This window comes from Photorhabdus sp. RM71S, assembly GCF_042879355.1.
GTDB lineage: Bacteria > Pseudomonadota > Gammaproteobacteria > Enterobacterales > Enterobacteriaceae > Photorhabdus > Photorhabdus kayaii.
On sequence record NZ_JBHFKV010000345.1, the window covers coordinates 1 to 223 of the forward strand.

At 45.3% G+C, this 223-nt stretch carries 1 protein-coding gene; it reads left to right on the plus strand.

Annotation, left to right across the window (positions count from 1 at the left end):
- Positions 1-223: major capsid protein (locus tag ACGF5R_RS25155; RefSeq protein WP_387693391.1), on the plus strand; the 223-nt coding region annotated here is incomplete at both ends.

Consider the following 223-nt stretch of genomic DNA (forward strand, 5'->3'; position numbering starts at 1 on the left):
ATGGATGGCTGCAAATGCGTTAGTAAAATCCCAAATTACTGTGGTAGGTGATGGATTTGAGACCACAGTAATTGATTTCGGTCGCTCATCTAATTTGACTGTCACATTAAGCGGTTCAGACAAATGGCCGCTAAAAGTTGCAGCAGGGGCAACAAACACGCAGCCGTCTGATGATATTGAAGCCTGGCAAACGTTAATTCTGAAAGAGTCCGGCGCAGTACCT